Annotated in this window: 22 protein-coding genes; 14 read left to right on the top strand and 8 right to left on the bottom strand. The window is 37.4% G+C overall.

All coding sequences use genetic code 11. The features are described 5' to 3' along the window. Positions 1–280: 280 nt before the first annotated feature. On the bottom strand, positions 281–1,099 hold the full coding sequence (kdsA, locus tag DET49_RS13235; protein WP_133548552.1) for a 3-deoxy-8-phosphooctulonate synthase: 819 nt from the start codon (positions 1,097–1,099) through the stop codon (positions 281–283). A 133-nt stretch (positions 1,100–1,232) separates the two neighbouring features. Between kdsA and DET49_RS13230 the strand changes: the two genes are divergently transcribed. From DET49_RS13230 to DET49_RS13215, 4 genes are all read left to right on the top strand, one after another. Next, positions 1,233–1,718: a DinB family protein gene (locus tag DET49_RS13230; protein WP_133548551.1), complete on the top strand. Its 486-nt coding sequence runs from the start codon at positions 1,233–1,235 to the stop codon at positions 1,716–1,718. A 39-nt stretch (positions 1,719–1,757) separates the two neighbouring features. Then, positions 1,758–1,955: a hypothetical protein gene (locus DET49_RS13225; protein ID WP_133548550.1), complete on the top strand. Its 198-nt coding sequence runs from the start codon at positions 1,758–1,760 to the stop codon at positions 1,953–1,955. 143 nt (positions 1,956–2,098) lie between these two features. Then, complete coding sequence (gene typA, locus DET49_RS13220; protein ID WP_133548549.1) at positions 2,099–3,898, top strand: translational GTPase TypA; 1,800 nt, start codon at positions 2,099–2,101, stop codon at positions 3,896–3,898. A gap of 93 nt (positions 3,899–3,991) precedes the next feature. Then, entirely contained in the window at positions 3,992–4,255 is a 264-nt protein-coding gene (locus tag DET49_RS13215) for a YgjV family protein (protein WP_133548548.1), read from the top strand. Here the strand turns inward: DET49_RS13215 and DET49_RS13210 are convergent. Next, complete coding sequence (locus DET49_RS13210; protein WP_133548547.1) at positions 4,252–4,935, bottom strand: cell division ATP-binding protein FtsE; 684 nt, start codon at positions 4,933–4,935, stop codon at positions 4,252–4,254. The two genes, DET49_RS13215 and DET49_RS13210, sit on opposite strands and share 4 nt — an antisense overlap. Positions 4,936–5,096: 161 nt before the next feature. Between DET49_RS13210 and DET49_RS13205 the strand changes: the two genes are divergently transcribed. The 5 genes from DET49_RS13205 to DET49_RS13185 all read left to right on the top strand — a co-directional run bounded on the left by DET49_RS13205 (position 5,097) and on the right by DET49_RS13185 (position 13,960). Then, positions 5,097–8,114, top strand: a complete 3,018-nt coding sequence (locus DET49_RS13205; RefSeq protein ID WP_133548546.1) for a tetratricopeptide repeat protein — start codon at positions 5,097–5,099, stop codon at positions 8,112–8,114. A 40-nt stretch (positions 8,115–8,154) separates the two neighbouring features. After that, positions 8,155–9,870 (top strand): TonB-dependent receptor, encoded by a 1,716-nt coding sequence (locus tag DET49_RS13200; protein ID WP_317130323.1) that lies wholly within the window; start codon positions 8,155–8,157, stop codon positions 9,868–9,870. Between the two features lie 269 nt (positions 9,871–10,139). Next, positions 10,140–11,267: a hypothetical protein gene (locus DET49_RS13195; protein WP_133548544.1), complete on the top strand. Its 1,128-nt coding sequence runs from the start codon at positions 10,140–10,142 to the stop codon at positions 11,265–11,267. 77 nt (positions 11,268–11,344) lie between these two features. Continuing rightward, positions 11,345–12,976, top strand: coding sequence for an amidohydrolase (locus DET49_RS13190; protein ID WP_133548543.1), 1,632 nt, complete (start codon positions 11,345–11,347; stop codon positions 12,974–12,976). Positions 12,977–13,027: 51 nt separating this feature from the next. After that, on the top strand, positions 13,028–13,960 hold the full coding sequence (locus DET49_RS13185; protein WP_133548542.1) for a peptidylprolyl isomerase: 933 nt from the start codon (positions 13,028–13,030) through the stop codon (positions 13,958–13,960). Positions 13,961–14,093: 133 nt separating this feature from the next. Here DET49_RS13185 and DET49_RS13180 read toward each other — a convergent pair whose 3' ends face one another. Further along, positions 14,094–14,735 carry a peroxiredoxin gene (locus tag DET49_RS13180; RefSeq protein WP_133548541.1) on the bottom strand — a complete coding sequence of 214 codons (642 nt, stop codon included), beginning with the start codon at positions 14,733–14,735 and terminating at the stop codon, positions 14,094–14,096. 138 nt (positions 14,736–14,873) lie between these two features. Beyond that, on the bottom strand, positions 14,874–15,443 hold the full coding sequence (locus DET49_RS13175) for a thioredoxin family protein (RefSeq protein ID WP_133548540.1): 570 nt from the start codon (positions 15,441–15,443) through the stop codon (positions 14,874–14,876). A 75-nt stretch (positions 15,444–15,518) separates the two neighbouring features. On the opposite strand from DET49_RS13175, the gene DET49_RS13170 reads away from it, so the two are divergent. After that, positions 15,519–15,854 carry a tRNA-binding protein gene (locus tag DET49_RS13170; protein WP_133548539.1) on the top strand — a complete coding sequence of 112 codons (336 nt, stop codon included), beginning with the start codon at positions 15,519–15,521 and terminating at the stop codon, positions 15,852–15,854. Positions 15,855–15,999: 145 nt separating this feature from the next. Here DET49_RS13170 and DET49_RS13165 read toward each other — a convergent pair whose 3' ends face one another. Both DET49_RS13165 and DET49_RS13160 read right to left on the bottom strand, forming a co-directional pair. Then, on the bottom strand, positions 16,000–16,380 hold the full coding sequence (locus DET49_RS13165; RefSeq protein ID WP_133548538.1) for a PUR family DNA/RNA-binding protein: 381 nt from the start codon (positions 16,378–16,380) through the stop codon (positions 16,000–16,002). Between the two features lie 74 nt (positions 16,381–16,454). Next, the gene (locus DET49_RS13160; RefSeq protein WP_133548537.1) at positions 16,455–18,212 is read right to left on the bottom strand and encodes an ABC transporter ATP-binding protein; all 1,758 of its coding nucleotides are present in this window, start codon (positions 18,210–18,212) and stop codon (positions 16,455–16,457) included. Positions 18,213–18,347: 135 nt separating this feature from the next. Between DET49_RS13160 and DET49_RS13155 the strand changes: the two genes are divergently transcribed. The 4 genes from DET49_RS13155 to yajC all read left to right on the top strand — a co-directional run bounded on the left by DET49_RS13155 (position 18,348) and on the right by yajC (position 21,318). Further along, positions 18,348–19,451, top strand: coding sequence for a Glu/Leu/Phe/Val family dehydrogenase (locus DET49_RS13155; protein WP_133548577.1), 1,104 nt, complete (start codon positions 18,348–18,350; stop codon positions 19,449–19,451). 82 nt (positions 19,452–19,533) lie between these two features. Further along, positions 19,534–20,478: a transcription antitermination protein NusB gene (locus tag DET49_RS13150; protein ID WP_133548536.1), complete on the top strand. Its 945-nt coding sequence runs from the start codon at positions 19,534–19,536 to the stop codon at positions 20,476–20,478. Positions 20,479–20,526: 48 nt separating this feature from the next. Next, the gene (locus DET49_RS13145) at positions 20,527–20,988 is read left to right on the top strand and encodes a DUF1573 domain-containing protein (RefSeq protein ID WP_133548535.1); all 462 of its coding nucleotides are present in this window, start codon (positions 20,527–20,529) and stop codon (positions 20,986–20,988) included. A gap of 3 nt (positions 20,989–20,991) precedes the next feature. Further along, complete coding sequence (gene yajC / locus DET49_RS13140) at positions 20,992–21,318, top strand: preprotein translocase subunit YajC (RefSeq protein WP_133548534.1); 327 nt, start codon at positions 20,992–20,994, stop codon at positions 21,316–21,318. Positions 21,319–21,452: 134 nt separating this feature from the next. On the opposite strand, the gene DET49_RS13135 is transcribed toward yajC, so the two are convergent. Together DET49_RS13135 and pepT are read right to left on the bottom strand one after the other, a co-directional pair. After that, the gene (locus tag DET49_RS13135) at positions 21,453–22,046 is read right to left on the bottom strand and encodes a YdeI/OmpD-associated family protein (protein WP_133548533.1); all 594 of its coding nucleotides are present in this window, start codon (positions 22,044–22,046) and stop codon (positions 21,453–21,455) included. 24 nt (positions 22,047–22,070) lie between these two features. Continuing rightward, the gene (pepT, locus tag DET49_RS13130) at positions 22,071–23,312 is read right to left on the bottom strand and encodes a peptidase T (RefSeq protein WP_133548532.1); all 1,242 of its coding nucleotides are present in this window, start codon (positions 23,310–23,312) and stop codon (positions 22,071–22,073) included. Positions 23,313–23,402: the final 90 nt, after the last annotated feature.

Genomic DNA, 23,402 nt, shown 5'->3' with positions numbered 1-23,402 from the left:
GAAAAAACTTATGCTTACCTTATATTAACTTTTAATTAAGCAAATAAAGGACCTGTTAAGAGAATTATAGGTTTTGTTTATTTAAGCCAGTGTCGCTTAAATGCGATATGGGTCATAATGTTGTGGGTGCCAGCTGGTTGATAATGTAAAATGGTTTTATGGCATGCCGGTTTCCTGAACCAGATCGGACAAGTTATTAAATACCAACTTAAAACATAGATGGTAATGTCAATTAATCTATTGGGTAAGCTAATAAACTAAGTAGCTAAACAATATTTTATTATAATTTATTTATTGTTTTTCTTATGGCTACTAAATTGCTCAATAAATTTTCCAAATAGCGGATATCTAGCATATTAGCGCCATCACTTTTGGCATTTGCAGGATCAAAATGAGTTTCAATAAATAAGCCATCTACATGGTTCACAATTCCGGCACGCGCAATAGTTTCAATCATATCTGGTCTTCCGCCGGTAACACCACTGCTCTGATTTGGTTGTTGCAGCGAATGGGTGACATCAAGAACTGTTGGCGCAAATTCACGCATGGTAGGAATTCCTCGAAAATCTACAATCATATCCTGATAGCCAAACATGGTACCCCTATCGGTAACCATCACTTGACTGTTATTGCAATCGGTTACTTTAGTTACCGCATGCTTCATACTTTCGGGACTCATGAATTGTCCCTTTTTAAGGTTGACTACTTTTCCGGTTTCAGCAGCTGCAACTACCAAATCGGTTTGTCGAACCAAAAAAGCTGGAATTTGTAAAATATCTACATATTCAGCAGCCATTTTTGCATCGCTAACTTGATGGATATCAGTTATGGTAGGAATATCGAAAGTTTCAGAAACCTTTCTCAGAATCTTTAGTGCTTTTTCATCTCCAATCCCTGTGAAACTATCAATTCGGCTGCGGTTTGCTTTTTTAAAAGAACCCTTAAAAACATAGGGAATTTCTAATTTATTAGTGATTTCAACTACTTTTTCGGTTATGCGAAGGGCCATTTCTTCGCCTTCGATAGCACATGGACCTGCAAGTAAAAAAAAGTTGTCGGAATGGATATGCTGTATGCGTGGGATTTTTTCAAGTTTCATAATCGGGGTATTACAATGACAAATATAACAGAATTAAGCCGGTGCCACAATTCAAAAATGAGTGTTTTCCCGAGTTCCTTTTTCTGAAAATACTATGAGTTTTTGTTGTAATTTTCTTAAATAATTTTTATCAATGGAACTGCAAAATCTTCTAATATCAGAACTTCAACATGAAGTGGTACTTACTGAAAAATTTTTAAAACGTATTCCTAAAGACAAAATGGAATGGAGGCCGCATAAAAAATCGATGAGCATACGACAATTGGCAAATCACCTGGCTGAGATCCCCAGTTGGATCACCGCTACTATGGAAATGGATGAAATGGATATGACGGACTATAAATCGCCCGATTTTGATACCATGGAGGAAATCCTTAAGGTCTTGCTAAATAACACTTCTGAAGCAGAAGCAGCCCTAAGAAAACCGGATAAAGATTATCAAAAAAACTGGAAAATGATGCAGGGCGGAAAAGTTTTAATGGATATGCCTAAATATTCAGTTCTTAGAATGATGGTACTGAACCAACTACCGCATCACAGGGCACAATTAGGGGTGTATTTTAGATTACTGAATATTTCGGTGCCTGCTACCTATGGCCCATCAGCTGATGAAAATTAAATATCGATGATAAATTCATAGCTTTGCAAAAAAATAGATATGCAAAGTTTAATCGAACAATTCAGAAATTATTATACCCCTAAGCGCTTGCTTATTAATGCGCTAATAATGACAGCTGCAACTATGTTCTTCATATACCAAAGACCGGAAGAGCCTTTACTGGGAATAGGTTTTGGTTCCATTGCTATAATTTATTTTGGTTTCTTCCTCTACAGAAAGTTAAAACCTGCCCCTTGATTTTGAATACTCTTGCCGCATAAATTAACTAGTTGATTTACAGTAGATTTTACTATCTCTTTTTTATTTTGAATAAGTGGCATTTGATACTTGTTTCTTTAAAATAAGCCGTACATTTGCAGCCTTAAAAATGAGGCGCTTATATGACAGCTATTAAAAACATCGCGATTATCGCGCACGTAGACCACGGTAAGACTACCCTGGTAGACAAAATTATGTATCACTGCCGTTTGTTCAGAGATAACCAAAATACAGGAGATCTTATCCTGGACAATAATGACCAGGAACGTGAACGTGGTATTACCATTACCTCAAAAAACGTATCGGTAGTATATAAAGACACCAAAATCAATATTATAGATACTCCTGGTCACGCCGATTTTGGCGGAGAAGTAGAGCGAGTACTGAATATGGCCGATGGGGTACTACTGCTTGTAGATGCCTTTGAAGGTCCAATGCCACAAACCCGTTTTGTATTACAAAAAGCTATTGACCTTGGCCTAAAACCATGTGTTGTAGTGAATAAGGTAGATAAGCCAAACTGTACTCCAGATGAAGTTCATGAAAAGGTTTTTGACCTCATGTTTGAACTCGGTGCTGAGGAATGGCAACTTGATTTCCCAACAGTTTATGGTTCTGCATTAAACAACTGGATGAGCGACGATCCGGATGTGAAAACAGAAAATATTGAACCGCTCCTTGATATGGTTTTGGAACACATTCCATCGCCTAAAGTTCAGGAGGGTTCTCCACAAATGCTTATTACTTCCCTGGACTTCTCTTCCTTTACCGGAAGAATTGCTATTGGAAGGGTGCAGCGAGGGAACTTAAAGGAAGGTATGCAAGTTTCATTAGTGAAGCGTGACGGTAGTATTAAAAAGACAAGAATTAAAGAGCTTTTTATTTTTGAAGGTTTAGGCCGTAAAAAAGTAGAAAAGGTTCAACCGGGTGATATCTGTGCCATCGTTGGTCTGGAAGGTTTTGAAATTGGTGATACTGTTGCTGATATTGAAAATCCAGAAGGTTTAAAAACCATCGCTATCGATGAACCTACCATGAGTATGCTTTTCACAATTAACGACTCTCCTTTCTTTGGAAAAGATGGAAAGTTTGTGACTTCAAGGCATATAAAAGAAAGACTTACCAAGGAACTGGAGAAAAATCTTGCCCTTAGGGTAAAGGAAACTGATAGTGCAGATAAATTTTTAGTTTACGGTCGAGGAGTAATGCACCTTTCGGTTTTGATCGAGACAATGAGAAGAGAGGGTTACGAATTGCAAATTGGTCAGCCACAGGTAATTATCAAAGAAATTGATGGTGAGAAATGTGAACCTGTAGAAGAATTGACTATAGATTTGCCTGAAGAAGTTTCTGGAAAAGCTGTGGAAATGGTAACTATGCGAAAGGGAGAAATGCTAAGCATGGAAACTCGTGGCGAACGAATGATTATTCAGTTTATGATTCCTTCCAGAGGGATTATTGGTTTACGTAATCAGTTGCTTACTGCTACAGCGGGAGAGGCTATTATGGCGCATCGATTTAAGGAATATCAGCCATTGAAAGGAGGCATTCCCCAAAGACAAAATGGATCGTTAATTTCTATGGAAAGAGGAAAGGCAATTCCTTATTCTATAGATAAACTTCAGGATAGAGGAAAGTTTTTCGTAGATCCGGGAGAGGAAATTTATGAAGGTCAGGTGATTGGTGAAAATTCACGTCAGGATGATATGGCGGTTAATATTACTAAAACTAAGAAGCTTTCGAACGTTCGTTCTTCGGGTGCCGACGATAAAGCTAAGATTGTACCAGCACTTAAGTTTTCTTTGGAGGAAGCTTTAGAATATATTCAGAAAGATGAATATGTGGAAGTTACGCCAAAGCATCTAAGACTTAGGAAAATCTATCTGACTGAAAACGAACGAAAGAGAAATAAAATAGTGTAATGAAACATATGGTTTAACTAAATGTTTTATTCAGAATTATAATAGTAAAGCCCGTCCTTGTGATGGGCTTTTGATTTTTAAGAATTTTGAGTTATGAATGAATTTTTAGGAATAAGCTTTGTGGAGTGGACAGGTTATCTGGCCTCATTTTTCGTAGCGATTTCTTTCTTGATGAAGAATATTTTAAATCTTAGAATAGTAAATAGTCTGGGCTGTATTTTCTTTATTATCTATGGAATTTTAATCAATTCTATTCCGGTAATTATTACCAATGCCGTAATTGTAAGCGTGAATTTTTATTATCTTTTTATCAATAAAAAAATGTATAGGGTAAAAGCTGATGAGGTTCAGCCTTAAAGGGATTTTTGAACTACTTCAAAAACACGCTGTCCATCACATTTTAATGTTTTTGAAGGATATTTAAGTAATAAAGCATAATCATGGGTAGCCATAAGAATGGTATTACCATTTTTGCTGATTTCCTGAAGCACTTCCATAACTTCTACCGAGGTTTGCGGATCCAGGTTGCCGGTAGGTTCATCCGCCAGGATAAGCTCAGGATCATTTAAAAGTGCACGCGCAATAGCTACGCGCTGTTGCTCTCCACCCGAAAGCTGATAAGGATATTTGAATCCTTTGGATTTCATTCCTACTTTATCCAAAACTTCATCTATTTTAAGGTCTATCGCTTTCTGGTCTTTCCAGCCCGTAGCTTTCAGTACAAAAAGTAAATTGTCCTTAATATTTCTATCGGTGAGCAACTTGAAATCCTGAAAAACCACACCGAGTTTCCTTCTTAAAAATGGGATGTCTTTTTCCTTAAGTGTTCGCAAATTAAAATCAACTATTGTTCCTTCTCCTTCGGTAAGGGGTAAATCGCCGTAAAGTGTTTTCATAAAACTACTTTTCCCGGTTCCGGTCTTACCGATTAAGTAGACGAAATCGCCTTTGTTTATTTCAACATCGACTTCAGATAAAATAAGGCTTTCACGCTGATAAATTGCAGCGTTCTTTAATTCCAGGACGGTAACAGACATAAATTATAAGGCTTTTCTTAAGGGTAAAAATATCGGTAAATATACATTTTTCAAAAGGCGGAGGTTTACTTTTTTTTACATTAACATAATTATCACTTTATATCGGCGTTAATAAAGCAAGGTTTAAATTATCTTTGAATCATCAACTTAAAAATCTATAAATGACACCTAACAAAATTATCCTGTTTGTTGTTTTAATTCTCTTTTCTTTTAATGGAATTTCTCAGCGATCGGCCACTTATACGCACGATCTTGCCGAATTTAATAAAGCCCTTGAACTTTATAATAATCAGCAATTTCTGGCTGCCCAAAACTTGTTTGATGAAGTCAAAGAACAAACTGAGGACGAAAAAATTGAAGGAGACTGTGCTTATTATATTGCAAATGCAGCTGTAAGGTTAAATCAGCCTGGCGCTGATATGCTTATGGAACGCTTTGTTAGCAGGTACCCAACCAGCACAAAAACCAACTCTGCTTATCTTGACGTAGCCGATTATTATTTCCAAACCGGAAAATATTCCCTGGCGCGCAAGTGGTATGATAAAGTTGACGAAAATAGTATGAGTCGCGCAGATAAGCAGCGTTTTTACTTTAATAATGGTTATGCCTATTTTAGAGCAAAACAATATGAAGAGGCCCGGAAATATTTAGAAAGAGTTCGTGATTCCAAGGAATATGGCTCACAGGCGAAATACTATATAGGCTATATGGCCTATGAAGGGGAAGATTATGAAGAAGCTAACGAGAATTTTGAAGCGGTAAGTGAAAATGAGCGGTATAGCGAAGACCTGTCCTATTTTAAAGCCGATATGAATTTTAAACTCGGAAATTTTGAAGAAGCTATTGAATTGGCTAAAAAACAATTGCAAAGTTCTAATCGTTTAGAACGTTCCCAGCTCAATAAGATTATCGGTGAGAGTTATTTCAACTTAGAGCAATATGAACAGGCATTGCCGTATTTAAAGGAATACGACGGCTTGCGTGGAAGATGGAATAACACCGATTACTACCAGCTGGGTTATGCCTATTATAAACAGGGAGATTACGAAAAAGCGATCTCTGAGTTCAATAAAATTATAGATGGCAATAATGAAATCGCCCAAAATGCATATTACCACCTAGCACAATCGTACCTGGAATCCAATCAAAAGCAACAGGCTCTAAATGCGTTTAAAAATGCCAGTGAAATGAATTTTAATCCAGAAATTCAGGAAGATGCATATATGAATTATGCAAAATTAAGTTATGAGATTGGGAACAGTTACGAGAGTCCCTCTCAGGTTTTGATTAATTATATTGAAAAGTATCCTGAATCTGAAAACAGAGCAGCTATGGAAAGCTTACTCATTGATTCTTTTCTTACTTCGGGCAACTTTGAGGAAGCCATGCGACTGCTGGAAAACAACCGCAACTTTAGCGATATGCAGGCTTACCAAAAAGTAGCTTATTATTACGGACTTCAGCTATACGAGGATGGCCAATATGCTGAGGCCATCACTAATTTTGAAAAGGCACTTTCTGAACCAAGAGATCAAAAGATTACAGCCAAGGCCACTTTTTGGAAAGCAGAAAGTGAGTATAACATTAATAGGATTGACCAGGCGATAATTGGTTACAGGGAGTTTGCCGGAATGAATGCTGCACAGGGCACTGAGGAACTGGAGAATCTGGATTACAACCTTGGGTATGCATATTTCAAAAAGAATGAATACGCCAGGGCAATAGAATATTTTAAACGCTATACTGAAGATGAGTCTAATGAAGTTGCTCGCAGAAATGATGCCTTATTGCGACTGGGAGACACATATTTTGTTAGTAGTCAGTATTGGCCGGCAATAGAAGCTTACGATAAAGCCCTTAGCCTAAGTGGCGAGAATGATTATGCTGCTTTTCAAAAAGCAATGAGTTACGGATTTATCGATAGAAGAGATACTAAAATTACTGAGCTTCGTAGTTTTATAAACAATTATCCAAGATCCTCTTTTAGGGACGATGCGATGTTTGAGTTAGGGAATACATATGTAGCTGCCCAAAATACAGATGAGGCCTTAGCAACTTATGAGCGTTTGATAAGGGAAGTGGACCAAAGCGCTTTTGTACCCAAAGCAATGCTGAGACAGGCCTTGATTTACTATAATTCTGACAAGGGAAACCAAGCTCTTGAAAAGCTGAAGAAAGTAGTAAGAGACTATCCCAATACACCGGAATCAATGCAGGCAGTTTCAACTGCAAGGAGGGTATATGTTGATCTTGGCCGCACTGACGAATATGCCAATTGGGTAAAAGATATAGATTTTGTTGAGGTTACCGATGCTGATCTGGATAATACGACTTACGAATCTGCCGAAAATCAATATTTCAATAATGAATACGACAGGGCAATTAGCGGATTTGAAAATTACCTGCAACGTTTTCCTAATGGAATTCACTCCATCAACGCTAACTTTTATTTAGCCCAGTTGTATTACCGCAACCAAAATTTTGATAAAGCTGCGGTGCACTATCGCTCTGTAGTTGATAAGCCTAAAAATGAGTTTACCGAAGAGTCGCTTTCAAGATTATCTGAAATCTTGCTGGAAAATCAAAATTACAGGGAAGCAGTAGGGTATTTAGAAAAATTAGAGCAGGAAGCTAGTACTGAGCAAAATGTGATTTTTGCACAATCTAACCTTATGAAATCTTATTTGGAATTAAATCAACCGGAAAAAGCAGCTAAGTATGCCGAGAAGGTATTGGCAAATTCCGCCTCAGATGCTGAAGCTTTAAATGATGCGCAGGTTATTGTAGCTCGTGCTGCTTTTGCTTCGGGAAATATGAGTAAAGCGAAAGAAGCTTATTCTGAGGTTCAAAAAACAGCCCGGGGTGAATTGGCTGCAGAGGCCCTATATTATGACGCTTATTTTAAAAATGATAGCGGTAATTATGAAGCTTCTAACGCGGCCATACAAATTCTTGCAAAAGAATTTTCCGGCTATAAACGCTGGGGAGCTAAAGGCCTGGTGCTAATGGCGGATAACTTCTCGGAATTGGATGATGCTTACCAGGCCACTTATATTTTGGAAAACGTAATTAAGAACTTCCCTAACTATCCTGAAATTGTTCAGCAAGCAAGAGAAGAACTTTCCAGGATAAAGGCAGAGGAAGCAAAAACAAACTCCTCAGTAGAAGCAAATAACTAATTCAACTTTCAATCTAACATTTAAGAATTTCTATATGCAAATGTTTTCAATAAAAAGAAGCCTGTTTTTAAGTATGTTTTTAATCGGTGGGGTTCTTTTTGCTCAGGATCCTATTGATAGCGAAACAGTAACAGTGGTGAAACCCTACACCCCAACAGTGAAGGATGCCAATAAAATAAAACAAACCCCTTCGGAGTCAGATTCAGTTAGGACTGAAAAGCGGGCAGTACAATACAGTATATTTTCAGTGCCTGTAGCCTCGACTTTTACCCCTGCTAAAGGTCGAGCAACTACGGTGGAGAGGGAGCGCCCTATAAAGGTTTATGATAATTATGCGAGTCTGGGTTTTGGAAATTATGGCAATTTTTTAGCTGAATTTTACACGAATCTTGAAGTGAACCGTACCGATAATTTTGGTGTATTTCTAAATCATAATTCCTCGCAAGGTGGCATTGATGGAATAGCACTGGACGACAAATTTTATGATACCGAGCTCAACTTAAATTATAATTCAAAAACCAGAGATTTAGGTTGGAAAACGGAAATTGGTGCACAACATCAGCTTTTTAACTGGTATGGGTTACCGCAAGATGATTTTTCGGATTCAGAATTAAACGCGATCGAACCTTCACAGAATTATTTTTCAGCCTACGCGGGGGGAGAAATAGTGATGTACGATTCCTTTTTTGATAATGCCAGGGCAACCTTTAGGCATACTGGGGATTCTTATTCAACATCAGAAAACCATTTCAATGCCCGAGGTACTTTTGAAGTTAATATTGCCGATGAATTGATTACCACCAATATTTATACCGACCTTTTGAACGGCGAAATGGGAGAGCAATTTCTGGGAACACAAAACTATGATTATACTTTTATGAATTTCGGTATTAATCCTAGCTTATTGATTTTAAGAGAAGATCTTACTGTAAATCTTGGAGTAGCTTTCTTCTATAGCCAGGATGTGGAAAATAGCGACGGTAGTTTTTATATCTATCCCAAAGTAACGGCTAGTTATAAACTTATTGGAGATTATTTTGCGCCTTATGCCGGTTTAGAGGGTGGTTTGCAACAGAACACATACTATGAGTTTATTCAGGAGAATCCTTATGTTTCCCCAACTTTAGAAATAAGGCCTACAGATAATGAGTATAATGCTTACATAGGAGCTAAAGGGAAATTAAGTAACGATATTTCCTATAATTTCAAGACTGGTTATGAGTCTCAGTTTAATAAGGCGCTGTTTAAAAGGAATCCTCAGGCCAACACGGTAACTACTGAAAATTATGCCTATGGAAATTCCTTTGAAGTGGTTTATGATGATGTAAAAACATTTTCAATTGGCGGAGAATTAAACGTAGATGTCAACAGAAATTTCCGATTAGGAATTGATGCTAAATATTTTAGTTATAATACTACAAATGAGGCAGAGGCATGGAATCTTCCAGATTTTAAAGCTACTCTAAATGCCGATTACCAAATTAGTGAAAAGTGGTTTGCCGGAGCCAATTTATTCTATGTAGGGGAACGCTTTGATCAGGAAAGGATGGTTTCGACAACTCAACCCACATTAGATTTAATTGAATTGGATAGCTATTTCGATGTAAATGCCAATTTAGGATATCGATTTAACGACAGGCTTTCCGTATTTGCAAAGGGGAGTAATTTATTAAATAATAATTATCAACGCTGGACTAATTACACGGTTCAGGGATTACAGGTTCTTGCTGGAGCCACCTATAAATTTGATTTTTAATAAAAAAAAGACTTCTTAAATTTTAAAAAAGCATCTATTATAGGTGCTTTTTTGGTTTATTAATAATGTATATTTAGGATTACTACCTCTTACCTATCTTGAATTCAGGTGTTTGGGGATGTATTGTACTGGTAATTCCTTAACAATAACACAACATTGAAAATTAAAAATTAACATTAGAACTAAGTAATATTGTACCCAATTTTTAAAGCGATCTTTTTAAAAGAGACCAGGTTCTAAAAATAAGTATTATAAAAACAGCTTCATAAATGGCAAAAGGCAAAAAGTTTCAACGCAGTGATAGGTCCCGTCCATATTTGAATATCCTGGACTTTATGGTTCAGGAAAAAGCTTTCCTTGCAATTGTAATTGTCGGAATTATTATGGCTGGTATATTTACCGGTAATAAGACAGCGGCAATGTGGCTAGGTTTTTTCTTTGCCGCTTATGCTACTGTGGCCAATGATAGTATCCAATCCTTAGGAACATTTATTGAAAGTAATAAATCTCAACGTTGGTGGATTTTATGGCTTTACGTAGGGGTTATTTTTCTTGCGGTAGTCAGTTTTAGTTGGATTTATTATGATGGAGATGTTACATTCCAGCGGTTATTGAAGCCTGATGGCAGTTCCCCTTATCCACACCCGGAAACCTTCAGCTTTTTTCAAATCATAGCGCCTTTAGTACTATTGATTCTAACCAGGCTGAAAATGCCGGTTTCTACCACCTTTCTTATTTTAAGTGTATTTAGTGCTGATACCTCCGGGATTACCTCGGTAGTATGGAAGAGCTGGTCTGGTTATATAATGGCTTTTATCCTATCGTTCTTGGTTTGGTATTTCTCTTATAATTTTATAAGGAAATATTTTAAAAGCAGGAAATTTAATAATAGCTGGACCACAGTTCAATGGATCGTAAGTGGTACACTTTGGGGAGTTTGGGTTATGCAGGATGGTGCTAATATAGCGGTGTTTCTTCCTAGAACCCTTGATACCTTTCAATTTGTAATTTTTGCCATTACTATCTTTGGTGGCCTTGGCTTGTTATTCTACCTAAGAGGAGATAAGATTCAGGAAGTAGTTAGTGAAAAATCCCGAATATCAGATATTAGAGCGGCTACCTTAGTTGATTTTACCTATGTAATTCTTCTTATTTATAAATTATTTATCAGCACGGTACCTATGAGTACTACCTGGGTTTTCCTTGGTGTTATTGGAGGTAGGGAGATTGCGATAAGTTTGGCCAGGAATAAAAAAGGCAAGAAACATCGCAAGAAGGCCGGAAGAATGATATTTAAAGATTTTGCCTATGCCATGATTGGTCTGTTTATTTCTGTGGCCCTAGCTGCAGCGGCCAATGAAAGTATTCGAGAACAAATTATTAATGCGATTTTTTAGAATTTGCTATTAAATAAAAACATTGACAATGCGCCTTTAACGGGCGCATTTTTTATTTTTATCCAAAATTATAAATAATGAAGAATATATTACTTTTTAGTTTCCTAAGCATTGTGCTAATATCCTGTAATTCTCAGGACAAAGATGCAGCTGACCTGCTGGTATATAATGCTAAAATTTATACTGTGGATGACAATTTTAGTACGGCTGAGGCCTTTGTAACTAAAGATGGAAAGTTTCTTGAAGTTGGTTCTGCCGAAGCACTTCAGGAGAAATATACTATAGCTCAAAAACTGGATGTCGGGGGTAAAAGTGTTTTCCCTGGTTTAATTGATGCCCATGCACATTTCTATAGGTTGGGACTTCAGCAACAAAGGGTAGATCTTAGCGGCACTAAAAGTTTTGATGAAGTAGTGCAACGTATTGTAGATTTTCAGAATAAAAGGAATGTAGAATTTATTACCGGAAGAGGATGGGATCAAAACGACTGGGAAAACAAACAATTTCCAACCAAGGATACTTTGGATCAATTATTCCCAAATACGCCAGTAGCCGTAACCCGAATAGATGGACATGCTTTGCTTGTTAATCAAGCCGCTTTGGATAAAGCAGGGATTACTACTGAAACTTCTTTTAGTGGAGGTGATATTGAGCAAAGAGACGGTAAGTTAACTGGTATAATTATAGACAATCCCATGAGCCTAATTACCAATGCGCAACCTGAGCCCACCATTAGTGATCAGGTAAACGCCTTATTGGATGCTCAAGAAATCTCCTTTAAATACGGTTTAACTACTATTGTGGATGCTGGTATCAGTAAAGAAACCATTGAATTAATGGATAGCCTGCATACCCAGGGAAGTCTTAAAATCAGATTATATGCAATGATCAGCAATACCGAAGAAAACCTGGACTTTTATCTGGATAAAGGCCCGATAAAAACCGAACGATTAAATGTACGTTCCGTCAAATTTTATGGTGATGGTGCGTTGGGTTCTAGGGGGGCTGCTCTAAAAGAGCAATACAGCGATCGGGCTGGGCATTTTGGCGCTTTGCTTTCACCTGTTGAAGATTTTGAAGAAACAGCAAAGCGGGTAGCGGCCTCTAAATTTCAGCTAAATACTCACGCTATTGGTGACTCAGCAAATTCCCTAGTCCTAAAAACTTATGATAGGCTTTTAAAAGACAAGCCAAACCGTCGTTGGAGAGTAGAACACGCACAGGTAATAGATTCCTCAGATTTTAAATATTTCAGTAAGAATATTATTCCTTCTATTCAGCCCACCCATGCTACCAGCGATATGTATTGGGCCCAGGATCGCTTAGGCGAAGAAAGGATGCGGGAAGGCGCCTACGCTTACAAGAAACTGCTGGAGGAAGCTGGAATCGTTGCTTTAGGCACTGATTTTCCCGTGGAAGAAGTAAATCCATTTTTAACATTTTATGCGGCCGTAACAAGACAGGATACCGATAATTTTCCAAAGGATGGATTTATGAAAGAGCAGGCTTTAACACGCGAAGAAACTTTAAAAGGGATGACCATTTGGGCGGCATATGCCAATTTTGAGGAAGAGGAAAAAGGAAGTATCGAAGCTGGGAAGTTCGCCGATTTTATAATACTGGATAGAGATATTATGACTGTGGATGTCTCAGAAATTCCTCAGATTAAAGTTGTGGAAACTTATTTAAACGGTGAAAAGGTATATTAAACACATTTTACTAAAAAAGGATATCTTTGCATTTAAAAAAAATACAAGAAAATGAACGACGGATTATATGCTAAATTTTATACCACTAAAGGCCAGATTTTAGTGGAACTGGAATATGAGAAGGTACCGGGAACGGTGGGAAATTTTGTGGGGCTTGCTGAAGGTAAGTTAGAGAATGATGCTTTTCCGCAAGGAAAACCTTATTACAACGATCTTAAATTCCATCGAGTGATTCCGAATTTTATGGTTCAGGGTGGTGACCCCCAGGGAACAGGAGTTGGTGGTCCGGGTTATAAATTTGAGGATGAAATTCATCCCGAATTAAAGCACGATGCGCCTGGAAAACTTTCCATGGCTAATGCAGGTCCGGGAACCAATGGGAGCCAGTTTTTTATCACCCATACAGCAACCCCCTGGTTAGATGGAAAGCACACTGTTTTTGGAAGTGTAATCCAAGGGCAGGATATAGTTGATAGTATTGTCCAAGGTGATAAAATCGAAAAACTGGAAATTATAAGGTCTGGAGAAAATGCGGAAAATTTTAATGCTGTAGAATCTTTTAGACAGTTTGATGGTGCTAAAGCCAAAAGAGAAGAAGCCGCAAAGCAGAGGGAGGAAGAATTACTTGGGAAACTATCTCAAGGTTTTAAAACGACTGAAAGTGGACTTCGATATAAAATTGAAAGAAAAGGAGAAGGGTCCAAACCGGAAAAAGGACAAACCGTTTCCGTACATTATAAAGGGATGCTTACTGATGGAAGCGTTTTTGATTCTTCATATAAGAGGAAGCAACCCCTGGAGTTTCCAGTAGGAGTGGGTCATGTGATAAAGGGTTGGGACGAAGGCATCCTGCTGTTGAATGCAGGAGACCAGGCACGTTTTGTAATTCCTTCACATTTAGCTTACGGGGAACGGGGAGCAGGAGGGGTTATTCCTCCAAACGCCGCTTTAGTTTTTGATGTAGAATTGGTTGCAGTCAAATAAGAGCCTTACCTAAGCTAAGGGTTAAATGAAAAAGACCTCACAAGAATAAGAATCTGTGAGGTCTTTTTACCTATTTATTATTGTGTTCCTGCTTTTGAAAAATTCATTTCAGGAAATTTGCCTAGACTTCAATTTACTTGGAATCCGGTTGTGGGGTCATTCTAAGATATGGTTTTACCTCTTTAAAACCTTTTGGGAACATTTTTTTAGCCTCCTCATTAGAGACTGCAGGACTGATCACAACATCCTCACCTTGTTTCCAGTTCGCCGGAGTAGCCACTTTTTGGTAAGCCGTAAGTTGTAAAGAATCAATTACCCTGAGTAGTTCATCAAAATTTCTTCCGGTACTGGCCGGATAGGTAATCATTAATTTGATAGTTTTATCAGGTCCAATTACATAAACGGAACGAACCGTTAGCGTATTGTCTGCCTTTGGGTGAATCATGCCGTATAGGTTGGAAACTTTTTTGTCTTCATCGGCGATAATTGGAAAATTTACCGTAGTATTTTGTGTTTCGTTAATATCATCTATCCAGCCTTTATGTGATTCTACGCCATCTACGCTTAGCGCCATGACTTTGGTGTTGCGCGCTTCAAATTTATCTTTGTATTTAGCCACGGTACCTAGCTCAGTTGTACAAACCGGTGTGTAATCAGCAGGATGCGAAAATAAAATACCCCAACTATCTCCTAAGTAATCATAAAAATTGATTTTTCCTTCTGAAGTTTCTGCATCAAAGTTTGGTGCTTTATCTCCTAATTTTAATTCGCTCATAATGCAATATTTTTAATGATTCGAAATATAAATTTAAAGAATAATTTCCAGGATAACCTATCAAACCAATAGGATTTATTTGCTTTGTGATAAAATTAACTGATAAATGTTTTCAAATCAAGCAGCCTAGTCAGAATTTTAAGATTCCGGGTTGTATTTCCACTTTATATTGCAGCCCATACTGGGTTTTTGATGTTGCTGAACTTTTTTATTGGAAAGCACGGCATCCATAGCGTCACGCAAGTGTCGTCCGTTTACGGGAATTCCATTTCCAGGTCTGGAATCGTCCAATTGGCCACGATAAATCAATTTAAGTTCCTCATCAAAAAGATAGAAATCTGGAGTACAGGAAGCTTTATAGGCCCTGGCTACTTCCTGGTTTTTGTCGTAGAGATAGGGGAAAGAATACTGGTGTTTCCGGGCTACTTCTTTCATGTTATCGGGATGATCGGCGGGAAAATTTTCTACATCGTTGCTCATAATGGCAGCAAAACCAAAACCTAAAATGCGGTAATCACCGGCAAGCCTAACAATTTCTTCGTTTACGTGTTTTACAAAGGGACAATGATTACATATAAACATAATTAAGGTCCCTTTACTTCCTTTAATATCCTTCAGGGAAAACCTATTGCTCGTAATTACATCTACCAGATTGAAACATGGGGCTGTTGTGCCCAATGCTAGCATATTTGAAGCGGTTCTGGTCATCTCACTTTTCTTATAAATTTACAAATTCACTTCGGAATTTGGACTTTTTTTCTAAATTGGTTTAAAAATTAAACTATGGAAATCTCATGGAAGGATTTTGAGAAAGTAGATATGCGAATAGGAACTATTACCGAAGTTTCCGATTTTCCGGAAGCAAAAAAACCAGCTTATAAGATGGTAATTGATTTTGGAGAAGAAATTGGTCAAAGAAAAACTTCGGCTCAGATCACAAAACGCTATAATAAACAGGCATTACTCAATCGGCAAATAGTTGCTGTGGTTAATTTCCCTAAAAAACAAATCGCTAACATCATGAGCGAATGCCTAATTTTAGGCGCGCTTGGTAATGAGAACGATATTGTGTTATTAAATCCCGCCTCCAGGGTGAAAAATGGTTTGCGTGTGGGCTAAGGTTTTCTTGTGAGTCAAAAGAGTGAAAATATATACAGGAAATTTGAAAGGCTCACCGTCTTTACGCAATTTTTATTTGGGAAGCATAAAAAAACCGTCCAGGGATACTCGAGGACGGTTTTTTTATTAAATAAAGTAAGGCTTGTTAAATGTCGTCGAAACTTACGTCTGTGAATTTCTCAGGAGAAACCCCTTGCGAAACACCGTTTTCTGAAGTTTCATATTCTTTTTTAAAATCTTTCTGATGTCGGTCGCTTATTACTTCCTCTCCTTTTTCGTTTAGAATAAAGTCTGTCATCTCCTGTAAAATTTCATTGAAACCAGCAAAATCCTCTTTGTATAAGTAGATTTTGTGTTTTTTATAGAAAAAGGAACCATCATCGTTGGTAAACTTTTTACTTTCTGTAATAGTCAGGTAGTAATCGTCTGCACGCGTTGCCCTAACATCAAAAAAGTAAGTTCTTCTTCCGGCTCTTAGCACTTTAGAGAATATTTCTTCTTTCTCCATCATTCCCTTGTCGCTCATAAAATAGATTCTTTAGTAGTTTGTTTTAGTACTGTTCAAAAATCTAAAAATTTTTAACATCTAGCAAAAAATTTTCACATTTCTTTTTCATTTAGCTGTTTTGCGTACAATTCTTTGTAATAGCCTTGCTGGTTTAGTAATTGGGAATGAGAACCTTGTTGAACGATTTTACCGTCTTCCAGAATTATAATCCTATCTGCATTTTTTGCTGAAGAAATTCTGTGGCTTACAATTATAGTAGTTTTCTCCTTAGATATTTTAAAGAGGTTATTAAGAATTTCTTCCTCAGTTTCCGTATCTACGGCAGAAAGACAGTCGTCAAACAACAAAATCTGAGGATTGTGAATAATGGCTCGGGCAATTGAAACGCGTTGCTTTTGTCCGCCTGAAAGCGTTATTCCGCGTTCGCCTAACACAGTTTCATAACCTTTGCTGAAACCAAGGATGTTTTTATGTACTGAGGCATTTTGAGCGGCTTCAAATATCTCCTGGTCACTGGCATCAGTTTTTCCGAACTTAATATTGTTTTTAATAGAATCACTAAATAAGAATGCATCCTGAGGAACGTAACCGATGCTGTTTCTTAAACTATCCAGGTTGAGGTTCTGAATGTTTCTTCCGTCTAAAGAAATTTCACCAGAAGGGACATCATACAGGCGACCGATAAGTTCTAAAATAGTAGATTTCCCAGCCCCGGTTTTCCCAATTATCGCCAGAGTTTCACCGCTTTTTACTTCAAATGAAACATCTTTAAGGGCTGTTATATTCGTATCGTCATAGGTGAAACTCACGTTTTTAAAGGCGATGCTACCGTGAATTTCATCGGGTGTATTCTTTTTATTGGTAACCTCGGGCTCTTCTTCTAAAAATTCGTTGATGCGTTCCTGAGAAGCTTCTGCTTGTTGTACCAAGGAAGTCACCCAACCAATAGAGGCAATTGGCCAGGTTAGCATATTTACATATAAGAGAAACTCAACGATCACACCAATATTTTCAATTCTACCCTCTATATATTGATTACCTCCAATATAAATAACCAGGACGTTACTTATTCCAATAAGCAAGACCATCAATGGAAAGAAAAAGGCCTGCACCTTAACAAGGTCAATATTTTTATCACGGCTTCCATTTGAGAGTGTTACAAAATTTCGGTTGATCTGGTTTTCCATCCCGTAGGATTTTATCACGGCAATTCCACTGAAGCTCTCCTGGGTAAATGTGTTGAGTTTAGACAGGTACTGCTGGACCACGGTACTACGCTTATGAATGGCTACACTTATTTTATAAATTGAGAAGGCCAAAAGAGGTAGTGGCGCCACGGTATATAAGGTCAGTTTAGGGGCTGCCTGAACCATAAAAATAAGCACGACAATGGTAGAAGTGAAAGTCGTGACCGTATACATTATTGCAGGTCCCAGGTACATTCGTACTTTACTAACATCTTCACTAATACGATTCATTAAATCACCCGTACGGTTCTTTTTATAGAAATTAAGCGAGAGTTCCTGATAGTGTTTATAAATCTCGTTTTTTAGATCAAATTCAATATCCCGCGAAACCACGATAAAGGTTTGCCGCATTAGAAAGGTTAGAAAAGCGGCGATAAGGGTAGAACCAATAATAAGTGCAATATTTACGGCAAGCTCGGTTCTAAGCACTTGCATTGCAGTTATTTCACCATTTATAAATTTTTCTATCGCATCGGTAGAATCCCCGATTAATGGGATATAATAGAGTGCGAAAATTCGAGCAACAATGGTTATTATTAGTCCTACTATTAATTTCCATTTATACTTTAGAAAATATTTATTGAGATACTGAAGGTTCTTCATCTAAAAGTAAAAAACTAAATTTTGAGGATATGTCATTTTAACACGTTTTAAAAACCTCTTTATTGAAATATTCTTTATTTTTGCACCGTGATTTTCAGAAAAATGAAAACACTAATTTATAAAATGTTACAAGTTATGCAAGTTGATGTTTTAAATGCAAATGAACTTAAAAAGTCTGCACCGGTATTTGGTCAGCTCTCCTTCGATAACCATGAACAAGTAGTTTTCTGCAACGACAAAGATACAGGTTTAAAGGCAATAATTGGTATTCATAACACGGTTTTAGGACCGGCCCTTGGTGGAACCAGGATGTGGAATTACAGCAGCGAGTGGGAAGCCTTAAATGACGTTTTACGTCTTTCCCGGGGAATGACTTTTAAAAGTGCGATTACCGGTTTAAACCTTGGAGGAGGGAAAGCAGTAATTATAGGTGATGCTAAAACTCAAAAAACTCCAGAGCTTATGAAAAGTTTTGGGCGTTTTGTAGATTCCCTTAGTGGAAAATATATAACTGCTGAAGACGTAGGGATGGAAACGGCCGATATGGATACCGTAAGAGAAGTTACTAAATATGTTACGGGAATTTCAGAAGATAAAGGTGGCGCAGGAAATCCTTCCCCAATTACAGCTTACGGTGTTTTTATGGGCTTAAAGGCAGCTGCTAAGCATAAATTTGGTACAGACGATCTTGAAGGAAAGTCTGTGTTGGTTCAGGGAATTGGTCATGTTGGTGAAACCCTTGTAGAGCATTTGACTCAGGATGGCGCCCAAGTTTTTATCAGCGATATTAATCAGGAACGACTTGAAACGGTAAAAAACAAATACGGCGCTTTCATTTATAATGATGCTGATGTATACGGAGCAGAAGTAGATATTTATGCCCCTTGCGCCCTTGGAGCTACTATCAATGACGATACCGTAAATCGTATAAAGGCTAAAGTAATTGCCGGAGCTGCGAATAATCAGCTGGCGGATGAGATTACCCACGGAAAAATACTGCGGGAAAGAGGAATAGTTTATGCTCCGGATTTTCTTATTAACGCTGGTGGAATTATTAATGTTTACGCTGAATTGGAAAATTATGATAAGAAAGAAATAATGCGTAAAACCGAAAATATCTATAACACTACGCTTGAAATTCTTTCTAAAGCAGACAGGGATGAGATGACTTCACATTTTGCGGCGCTTAAAATTGCGCAACAACGTATTGAAGACAGAAAAAAACAAAATTTGAAGTAGTCAATTTCAAAAGTTTGGTATTTTTGCAAGGCGAAGGAATGTTCTTTCGCCTTTTCTAATTCTAAAAAGTTCTTTTACACTTATGTTGACAAGAAGACATATCCGGGTTAAAGTAATGCAATCGCTCTACGCCTTTAACCAAAGCCAAAACGATAACCTGGGAACCGAGGAGAGATTCCTGCTTAAGAGTATGGAGGAGATGTACGATCTTTTCCTGGTACAATTAAGCCTCATTGCTGAATTGAAAGGCCAGGCCGAAAACTTTTTAGAAAAATCCCAGCAGAAACACCTTGCTACCAGCGAGGATAAAGATCCGAACAAAAAATTTGTTTCCAATGCTATCTTCGATATCCTGGAAAATAATGATAGTTTGCGGGATGCATTTGAATCAAGAAAAATAACCCACTGGAAAAGGGATGATGAATATGTGCAAATTATCTGGGAAGAAATAAAAAAGAGCGACATCTATGAAAATTACATGGAAACTCGTGACTCGAATTTTAAAGAAGATAAAGAGTTTTTAATCGCTATTTTTAAAGAAGTTATCGCGCCAAACGAAAAGCTTTACGATTATTTAGAAGATGCGAAACTAACCTGGGTTGACGATCTTCCCTTAGTAAATACTGCTGTGCTAAAATTTCTTCAGAAATTAAAACCTATTTCGAGGGAAAACCTCAAGCTTGGAAAACTATACAAAAATGAAGATGATAAGGATTTCGCAAAGGAATTATTTAGAAAAACTTATTTGAATGATGATGTCCTGGCCAATGAGATGCTAGGGAAAACCCCCAATTGGGATAAAGACCGGATTGCTGAAATTGATATGATTCTTATTAAAATGGCTATCTGTGAATTTTTGAAATTTTCTTCAATTCCTGTGAAGGTAACCATCAACGAATACCTGGAGCTTGCCAAGGAATATAGCACACCAAAAAGTAGTATTTTTATCAATGGAGTACTGGACAAGCTGTCTAAAGAATATGAAGAGGATAATAAGTTAAATAAAGTAGGGCGAGGCCTTATGTAATGAATAAAATTTCTTAATTTTAAAAATTAAATTATAAATTTCACAATTATGAAAAATGGAATCTTAATGTTAGCTGCAGTAGGGGCACTGCTTTTTACATCTTGTAAAGACAATAATAACGCCTCGGAAAAAGTAAAAGCCGAAAATGTAGAAAGCGCAGCAGAGCGTGATGCACAGGCAACAGTTTATCCTAAGATGGAATTCGAGGAATCGGAACACGATTTCGGGAATATTCCAAAAGGTAAAAACGTAGAACATACCTTTACTTTTACCAATACAGGTCAGGCACCATTGGTAATTACAGATGCGACAAGTACCTGTGGTTGTACCGTGCCTTCTTACACAAAGGAACCAATTCAACCCGGAGAAACCGGAGAAATGTTGGTTAAATTCAATGGTTCTGGAAATGGACAGGTGACTAAAACAGTAACCGTTAGAGCAAATACGGAGTCCGGAACAGAGCGTCTTAGAATTAAAGCCTTTGTAGAAACCGAAGAAAACGCTAGCTAGTAAATGGATCAATTAACACAATTTGCCCCCATAATATTAATGTTTGTGGTAGTGTATTTTTTTATGATACGCCCACAAATGAAAAAAGCTAAGCAGGAACGTAATTTTGCCTCCGAATTAAAGCGTGGTGACCGCGTGGTGACCAAAAGTGGAATGCACGGGAAAGTCATTGATTTTAGCGAAAAAAATAATGCGGTGATTATAGAAACCGGAGCAGGAAAGATAACTTTTGATCGTTCTTCCATCTCTATGGAAATGAGTAAAAAACTCAACGAACCGGCAAAACCAGAAAAAGAATCTAAGGCAAAAGCCATCAAAGAAAAGAAATAGTCTTTCTGTTTTAAGCTTAAAAATTTGAATTCCCTGAGGCAAAGCCTTGGGGAATTTTATTTTTAAATAATTTAAGAGTTTACTAGCATTTTTCAGGATTTTGATGATAGAAACAATAATTTTCAGTAATCCATTTAGCAGTTTCTGTATTTATCGTGAAGTCCAATGCCGGTTATAATCATTGGTTTTATTTTATTCAAACGTGACTCTTTGGTAGCTTCCCGTTTAGCCGTAGTAATATAGTTGGCATATTCTCTTTGTTTTCCTTTTGTGAGCTGAAGAAAAGATTTTTTCAATCCTTCATCATTCTCCATTGCTTTTTTTAATTCCATAGGGAGTACTAGCTTTTTACCAATTACTGGTTTTATCTCTTTCCCTTCCTGATGGTTTTTTATAGCTTCAGATACATATTTGCGAAGAACTTCAGGTTTTATTTGCTGATCTTTTATAAACCGTATTTGTCTTAAAGCTTTGGTTTTTTCTTCCTGAGCGTTATGGAGCAATGCGGTGTTATTTTTCAACAATGCCCCATTAAAAAACCAAAATGCACAATGATGCTTGAAAGCCGCGATCCCTATAATATTTTTACCATTTACAGTATAAACAGGAGCCCCCCACTTTATGCATTCTTCCAATTCAAAACCATCTAAAATGCTTCGAAGACTATGCAGTTTTTTCTTCCATCCGGGATGCGTTTCAATATACTGATCTACCGATTTTACAGCCATTTCTTAAGTGTTAAAGGCATTTTTTTATTTATATTTTTCGCAAGTCAGTTCGGCTATTTTAACAATCACTTCAGTGGCTTTTTGCATACTTTCTACTGGTACATATTCATATTTTCCGTGGAAATTATGTCCACCTGCAAAAATATTAGGACAGGGTAGTCCCATATAACTCAGTTGAGCTCCATCGGTTCCTCCTCTAATTGGTTTTAAAAGGGGTTCAATATTTGCTGCTTTCATCGCATTTTCGGCAATTTCTATAATGTGCATTACCGGTTCAATTTTTTCCCTCATGTTGTAATACTGATCGGTAATTTCAACAGAAATACAATCATTTTCATACTGGGAACAAATCTCTGAGGCCAGGTCCTGCATCATTTCTTTGCGGGCCTTAAAATGACCTAGATCGTGATCTCGAATGATATATTCCAAAACAGTTTCTTCTACATCACCTCTAATATCACTTAAATGAAAAAATCCCTGTCGATCTTCTGTGTGTTCAGGACTTTCCAATCTTGGTAGTGAATTGATGAAATCTACCGCAATATATTGGCTGTTCACCATCTTATCTTTGGCGTATCCTGGATGTACTGCTTTTCCCTGAACTCTAACAATAGCTTTCGCTGCATTGAAATTCTCAAATTCCAATTCACCTATTTGACTGCCATCCATTGTGTAGGCCCACGCTGCGCCAAACTTTTTAACATCAAATTTATGTGCACCGCGACCAATTTCCTCGTCTGGGGTAAATCCAACTCGAATCTTGCCATGAGCAATATCAGGGTTGTCCAGCAAATATTTCATCGCCGTCATTATTTCTGTAATTCCGGCCTTATCATCAGCGCTTAATAAGCTGGTGCCATCGGTCGTGATAATAGTTTGGCCTTTATATTGCTTTAAATCATCAAAGTATTCAGAAGATAGAACGATATTTTTTTCCTTGTTCAAAATAATGTCAAGGCCATCATAATCCTCAATAATTTGAGGTTTAATATTGCTCGCATTAAAATCGGGAGAAGTATCGAAATGCGAAATAAACCCAATAACTGGGACTTTATGCGGAACATTTGCAGGAAGTGTAGCCATTACATACGCGTGCTCATCTATACTGACCTCGGTCATTCCCATTTCCTCTAGTTCTTCGGCTAATTTTCGGGCTAGGACCCATTGTTTCTTAGTGCTCGGTGTGGTTTGGCTTTCGGGATCGCTCTGGGTATCTATTGTTATGTAGCTAATGAAGCGATCTATGATACGCTGTTTATTGATCATTGGTTAGGAATTTGATTCAAAATTAAACATTCGTATTTCAGGCTCAAAACCTTTTAAGATTTACTGCTTGATTTTTATGATTTCTCCTAT

The sequence above is a fragment of the Salegentibacter sp. 24 genome, assembly GCF_004362395.1.
In the GTDB taxonomy this organism is placed as follows: domain Bacteria; phylum Bacteroidota; class Bacteroidia; order Flavobacteriales; family Flavobacteriaceae; genus Salegentibacter.
The sequence above is the reverse complement of the archived record's forward strand: the minus strand, read 5'-3'. Positions and strand labels throughout refer to the sequence as shown.

Coding starts and splice junctions, on each gene's coding strand:
- kdsA (WP_133548552.1), bottom strand. CDS start 1,099: ATGAAACTTGAAAAAATCCCACGCATACAGCATATCCATTCCGACAAC.
- DET49_RS13230 (WP_133548551.1), top strand. CDS start 1,233: ATGGAACTGCAAAATCTTCTAATATCAGAACTTCAACATGAAGTGGTA.
- DET49_RS13225 (WP_133548550.1), top strand. CDS start 1,758: ATGCAAAGTTTAATCGAACAATTCAGAAATTATTATACCCCTAAGCGC.
- typA (WP_133548549.1), top strand. CDS start 2,099: ATGACAGCTATTAAAAACATCGCGATTATCGCGCACGTAGACCACGGT.
- DET49_RS13215 (WP_133548548.1), top strand. CDS start 3,992: ATGAATGAATTTTTAGGAATAAGCTTTGTGGAGTGGACAGGTTATCTG.
- DET49_RS13210 (WP_133548547.1), bottom strand. CDS start 4,935: ATGTCTGTTACCGTCCTGGAATTAAAGAACGCTGCAATTTATCAGCGT.
- DET49_RS13205 (WP_133548546.1), top strand. CDS start 5,097: ATGACACCTAACAAAATTATCCTGTTTGTTGTTTTAATTCTCTTTTCT.
- DET49_RS13200 (WP_317130323.1), top strand. CDS start 8,155: ATGTTTTCAATAAAAAGAAGCCTGTTTTTAAGTATGTTTTTAATCGGT.
- DET49_RS13195 (WP_133548544.1), top strand. CDS start 10,140: ATGGCAAAAGGCAAAAAGTTTCAACGCAGTGATAGGTCCCGTCCATAT.
- DET49_RS13190 (WP_133548543.1), top strand. CDS start 11,345: ATGAAGAATATATTACTTTTTAGTTTCCTAAGCATTGTGCTAATATCC.
- DET49_RS13185 (WP_133548542.1), top strand. CDS start 13,028: ATGAACGACGGATTATATGCTAAATTTTATACCACTAAAGGCCAGATT.
- DET49_RS13180 (WP_133548541.1), bottom strand. CDS start 14,735: ATGAGCGAATTAAAATTAGGAGATAAAGCACCAAACTTTGATGCAGAA.
- DET49_RS13175 (WP_133548540.1), bottom strand. CDS start 15,443: ATGACCAGAACCGCTTCAAATATGCTAGCATTGGGCACAACAGCCCCA.
- DET49_RS13170 (WP_133548539.1), top strand. CDS start 15,519: ATGGAAATCTCATGGAAGGATTTTGAGAAAGTAGATATGCGAATAGGA.
- DET49_RS13165 (WP_133548538.1), bottom strand. CDS start 16,380: ATGAGCGACAAGGGAATGATGGAGAAAGAAGAAATATTCTCTAAAGTG.
- DET49_RS13160 (WP_133548537.1), bottom strand. CDS start 18,212: ATGAAGAACCTTCAGTATCTCAATAAATATTTTCTAAAGTATAAATGG.
- DET49_RS13155 (WP_133548577.1), top strand. CDS start 18,348: ATGCAAGTTGATGTTTTAAATGCAAATGAACTTAAAAAGTCTGCACCG.
- DET49_RS13150 (WP_133548536.1), top strand. CDS start 19,534: ATGTTGACAAGAAGACATATCCGGGTTAAAGTAATGCAATCGCTCTAC.
- DET49_RS13145 (WP_133548535.1), top strand. CDS start 20,527: ATGAAAAATGGAATCTTAATGTTAGCTGCAGTAGGGGCACTGCTTTTT.
- yajC (WP_133548534.1), top strand. CDS start 20,992: ATGGATCAATTAACACAATTTGCCCCCATAATATTAATGTTTGTGGTA.
- DET49_RS13135 (WP_133548533.1), bottom strand. CDS start 22,046: ATGGCTGTAAAATCGGTAGATCAGTATATTGAAACGCATCCCGGATGG.
- pepT (WP_133548532.1), bottom strand. CDS start 23,312: ATGATCAATAAACAGCGTATCATAGATCGCTTCATTAGCTACATAACA.